Origin of the sequence: Bradyrhizobium sp. SZCCHNS3052, assembly GCF_032484495.1 — a bacterium.
GTDB lineage: Bacteria > Pseudomonadota > Alphaproteobacteria > Rhizobiales > Xanthobacteraceae > Bradyrhizobium.
This window is the reverse complement of the sequence record NZ_JAUETB010000027.1, coordinates 1-4,683: the sequence shown is the minus strand read 5'-3', so window position 1 is coordinate 4,683 and position 4,683 is coordinate 1. Positions and strand designations below refer to the sequence as shown.

At 56.7% G+C, this 4,683-nt stretch carries 5 protein-coding genes; 4 read left to right on the top strand and 1 reads right to left on the bottom strand.

All coding sequences use genetic code 11. The annotated features are described in order from the left end of the window. Together QX073_RS34315 and QX073_RS34310 are read left to right on the top strand one after the other, a co-directional pair. On the top strand, positions 1-487 hold a 487-nt coding region (locus QX073_RS34315; RefSeq protein WP_315755058.1), incomplete at its 5' end, for a transposase. A 223-nt stretch (positions 488-710) separates the two neighbouring features. Then, on the top strand, positions 711-1,412 hold the full coding sequence (locus tag QX073_RS34310) for a hypothetical protein (RefSeq protein ID WP_316227123.1): 702 nt from the start codon (positions 711-713) through the stop codon (positions 1,410-1,412). 434 nt (positions 1,413-1,846) lie between these two features. On the opposite strand, the gene QX073_RS34305 is transcribed toward QX073_RS34310, so the two are convergent. After that, positions 1,847-2,617 (bottom strand): hypothetical protein, encoded by a 771-nt coding sequence (locus QX073_RS34305; RefSeq protein WP_315755054.1) that lies wholly within the window; start codon positions 2,615-2,617, stop codon positions 1,847-1,849. Positions 2,618-2,753: 136 nt separating this feature from the next. Between QX073_RS34305 and QX073_RS34300 the strand changes: the two genes are divergently transcribed. Continuing rightward, positions 2,754-3,284, top strand: a complete 531-nt coding sequence (locus tag QX073_RS34300; protein WP_315755062.1) for a shikimate kinase — start codon at positions 2,754-2,756, stop codon at positions 3,282-3,284. A 236-nt stretch (positions 3,285-3,520) separates the two neighbouring features. Beyond that, entirely contained in the window at positions 3,521-4,384 is an 864-nt protein-coding gene (locus QX073_RS34295; RefSeq protein WP_315755064.1) for a dienelactone hydrolase family protein, read from the top strand. Positions 4,385-4,683: the final 299 nt, after the last annotated feature.

Sequence of the window (4,683 nt, the reverse complement as noted above, 5' to 3'; positions counted from 1 at the left end):
GCCGCACGTGACCGTCTTCGACAAGTCGGCCCGCACCGACGGGACCTTCTCGCGTGAGGCCTTCACCTACGACCATAGCAGGGACGTCTATCGCTGCCCCGCTGGCAAAACCCTCACCACTACAGGGACGCTGGTGAACAACGATACGACGGTCCTCTACCGTGCGAGCAAGCACGATTGCCAAGCATGCTCTCTCAGAAGCAGGTGTTGCCCCAACACCCCGGCCCGAAAAGTGCCGCGCTCGGTCTACGAGGGCGCTCGCGACATGGCACGCGAGATCGCAAGCTCACGGGAAGGCCGCACTTCACGCCGGCTCCGCAAGAAGATCGAGATGCTGTTCGCGCATCTCAAGCGCATTCTCAAGCTCGATCGCCTGCGACTAAGAGGGCCGAACGGCGCACGCGACGAGTTCATCCTCGCTGCAGCCGCTCAGAACCTTCGCAAAATGGCCAAGCTGATCCCGATGCCCGCACCGACGCCCGCGTGACCCCCACCAAGCCAACTCATCCGATAAACGGCAGTCGTTCACGACGAAACTACAGCCTACTTTTTCAACGGAATCGACCATAAGCGGACATTCACAGTCTCTTAAGGCCTTGAGGACCAGCGCCGATTGGGCGTATTCACAAGATAGTGCCACTTTGATACTCCTCGCGGCATTGAGCAACTCCATAGGGATTTGACTTCGATCTCTGCCTGCGGGTGCAAATGTGGTTCAGAAGAAAGTCGCCCCTCGTCTTTTTGTGATATTTGCGCGTGAAGCACATGAAGCCGTCATCTTCCGTCGGGGTCCGTCGGACTGGTTTCATATCATTCGCTGGGACACCAAGGGCGATAAGTTCTATCCGGGCGCCTGGCTGAAAGGGCGCATCTATCCAGAAAAATGTGATCTTTCGCCTGATGGCGAATTGCTGCTGTCGTTCATCCACAAAGGTCGTGGCCTGAGAACGGACTACACCGATGCATGGAGCTCGATCAGCAGGAGTCCGTGGCTTCATGCTCTTGGCCTGTGGCCCCAGGGAACAACGTATGGCGGCGGAGGACGATTTACAGATAATCGAAGCGTTGTCCTCAGATTTTACCCGGTAGCAGCACATCCAAATCATCCGGGTACCGGGATCAATGTCAGCTTTATTGCGTCTGACACGAGTTTTGCCAGAAAGACCGATCTCGCACCTTTACATCGATCGACCCAAGAAATTTCGGGAGCCGAGTGGACCGGCCGAGATCAGCGAGGCAGATTGGTTCACGCTGCTAATGGCAAGCTCATGCGCGCAGGCACAAAGACACAGCAAGCTACTTGCCTGGCCGACTTCAACAATCTCGTTCCGGACCCGCAACCGCCCCCTTTCTCCGCGACGGTGCCGCTCGGAGCGAAGAAGCTTCAGAGACGTGTCGAACGTAAACAATGATAGCAGCGCCATCTGGACCTGAGATCGTATATCAACGCGGATGGAATCTCTTTTCTCTTTTGGTGGAAGGCGCATCCCAGTAGCTCGTTCGCTATTGTCCGCTCTGGGTCAAAATGTGAAAATCCGACCTGAGCAATTCTGGTCCGTTGACCACCCCAGAGCGGACCTCAACCCGGCGGCTCGCCACTTCGCTGATGGGGAAGAAGCAGCCGTCGATGCACCCCACCCGGAAGGTCGGCTATGGGCGAATTGCGGACGTGACTGGGCCGCCCGACCGTGCCCTGAATGGCCCCGGAGGCTGCCAACTTGCGGCGCTGCACCAAGTCGGCAACTATCTGAGGTACACAGGCCGTGACGCTAGCTCGTTCGGGAAGGCAGCTCGTGACCCAAAGCCGACACACCTGTTACCGCGAAAACAGGCAACGATCGGGATTTTACGGAGAGGGTTCAGAGTACTGGCTCGCAATCTCCAACAACTGATGTAGCGCCGGGATCAGCACCCCGTTGACGACTCGGCTCTTCAAGCGATCCTCAGGGAATCCAACTATCGCATTTATAGCCTGCGCGGATTGATCGGCAAATGCGGCGAGGTGACTCAGTTGGCCCGCGAGCAGCGGTAATAGCGGCTCACGTGTGATCCATCCGTCCGGACCGTGGAGCCACAAGTTGAACTGGCGACCGTCACAGTGAATGTTTGCGTGCGCGCCGCGATGACCCAGGGCGTCCCGCAACTTACGAAGATTCCAGAACCACCTAAAGTCAGATGATAGCACTGCTCCAATGGAGGGACGCACCCGCGATGGATTCTGCTCCGACCACCGAATGAGGGCACGCAAGCTATCTCGCGGCACTTGCCCCGGCTTTTCCGACGCATATTGCGCCAAGGCCGCGGCGATGACGTCACATGCAGATCGTACAGTGAATATGAAAGCTTCGGTCATCCCACCAACAATAACAACAGATGGCGGTTGCCGAATACGTGATGGCGCTAGCCAAGCCAAGATCTCGTTCGAGTAGGTCGCCAAATTGACGATGTCGTGGCCGAAGGCGTCGGCGGCAGCCGAAAGTGTAGCATGATGGTCTTCTAGTCGCGGATCAATCGACTGCCAATGGTCCCAGTAGTCGAGTAAGCCCGAATAGAAATCCGAAGGCGTCAGCTCCGCACCAGACCATTCAATGATTGTACCCAGCGCCTTTATTCGCATAGTCTTTGACCCATAGCGGACAGGAGGCCGTCGCTCTAGATAGATCGTAGTAAATTCGGTTTGGGATTGATAGGCGCGACATTATCCCGAGGTTGGGGAGAGCGATGTGAGGAGAGAAGTTATTCTGATTGGCCCAATGGGAGTCGGCAAGAGTACGCAAGGTAAACTGCTCGCAACATCGCTTGGTCTGCCACAGTTGTCGATGGATCAGGTCCGATGGGACTACTATCGCGAGATTGGCTACGATGCTGAAAGACAGCGGGCGATTGGAGAAAACGAGGGATTTGCGGGGATCTACCGTTATTGGAAGCCTTTTGAGGCTCACGCCGTGGAACGGTTGCTGGCTGATCATCATGACTGCGTCATTGATTTTGGCGCTGGGCATTCTGTATTTGAAGATGCCGGACTGTTTGAGCGCGTCCGGAGGGCGGTAGCACCATTTTCGAACGTTGTTTTGTTGCTGCCGTCGCCTGATCCAGAAGAATCTCTCAGGATATTGCACACTCGAAGGGGCGGCAGTCCTCCGCCAGGCGAGTTCGACGTCAATGCCCACTTCATCCGGCACCACTCGAACTATGATCTTGCAAAAATCGTGGTCTACACGGAGGGTAAGACGCCTGAAGAGACGCGCGACAGCATTCTATCGGCCATAGCTGAGAGGACTTAGGACAGTATCGGTTGCACATCAAAGGCCGATGCCGCTCGCTGTGGCTGTCCGCTGCACTTCCGCTATTGGCCCATGGCTGCCGACTTGCGGCACCGCGGCAAGTCGGCAGTTATCTGGGATACACCGACCATAGCGCCAACCCGTTCCGGAAGGATCGCCTATAGGCCCGGCAGAGAAAGCCGTCAGGGGCATGCCATGTCGGTTATTCGAGGTTGTGCAGAAGAGATTTGCTTGGCGTGAGAATTTCAGTCTTTGACCCGAAGCGGACCATTGCCACGACATGGCAATATGGTATCCCGATGCTGGTCAAGGGCCATTTTCAAGCCGGGGGTTACGCAGTGATCAACCGAAGATACTTCGTGGGCGGGCTAACGCTCGTGGCGACCTCGCGCCCTCTGTTCGCAGCACCTCCTGAGGAGCTTACTGCGATGAGTGTGGAGGGCTCCATCGCCCTGAAGCGCTACAGTCCAGAGTCAACCGGAAAGCGGCCAGGAGTCGTAGTCCTGCATGGCGCGAGGGGCATTGAACTTAAGCCGCGTGCCTATGAGCGCTATGCTAATGCTTTGACTGCGGCAGGCATTGATGCCTACCTGATCCGCTACTACAGCCACGCAGACGAACAAGTGCTGGACAAGCTAAGCACACAGGAGGAGCGGGAAGCATATCGAACGGACCGGTTCGATATATGGGCCGACCGCGTATCTTCCGCTCTGACTGGCATCCTAGAAAGGCCTGATAGCTCTGGACGGGTCGGCCTGCTTGGGTTTTCACTCGGCGGTTACGTGGCTGCGGCAGCTGCGGCGCGAGACGACCGAGTCTCAGCTTTGGCCGTGCTCTACGGCGGGATGCCAAACAAAATGGTATCTCGCGTGAAGCGTCTGCCGCCTCTGCTCGAACTTCACGGCGACGCTGATCACAACGTTCCGCTTGCGCAAGGCGAGGCGTTGGTCAAACTCGCAAAATCGGTGGGAGCACAAGCCGAACAGGTCGTTTATCCAGGGAAAGATCATGGCTTCGACTTTTCGGATAACGATCCCGCGACAACCGACGCGATAGATCGAGTGGTTCGGTTCTTTCGATCCGACCTACAAACCGGGTAAGTCTCACTACGTCGCGCTTGGTTGGTCTGCCTTTGGCCCATGGCTGCCGACTTGCGGCGCTGCGGCAAGTCGCCTGTTATCTGAGGTGCACCGGCCATAGCGCCACCCCATTTCGGAGGATAGCCCATGGCCCGGCAGAGAAAAGCCGTCAGGGCCATGCCAGGTCGGTTATTCGAGGTTGTGCAGAAGAGATCTACTCGGCATGAGAATTTCAGTCTTTGACCGATTTCGTTGAAAAAGTCGCCAGTTGCGGCGCAGAGATATCGGTGATTCAGTCTGTCTAATTGGCGGGACTGAAG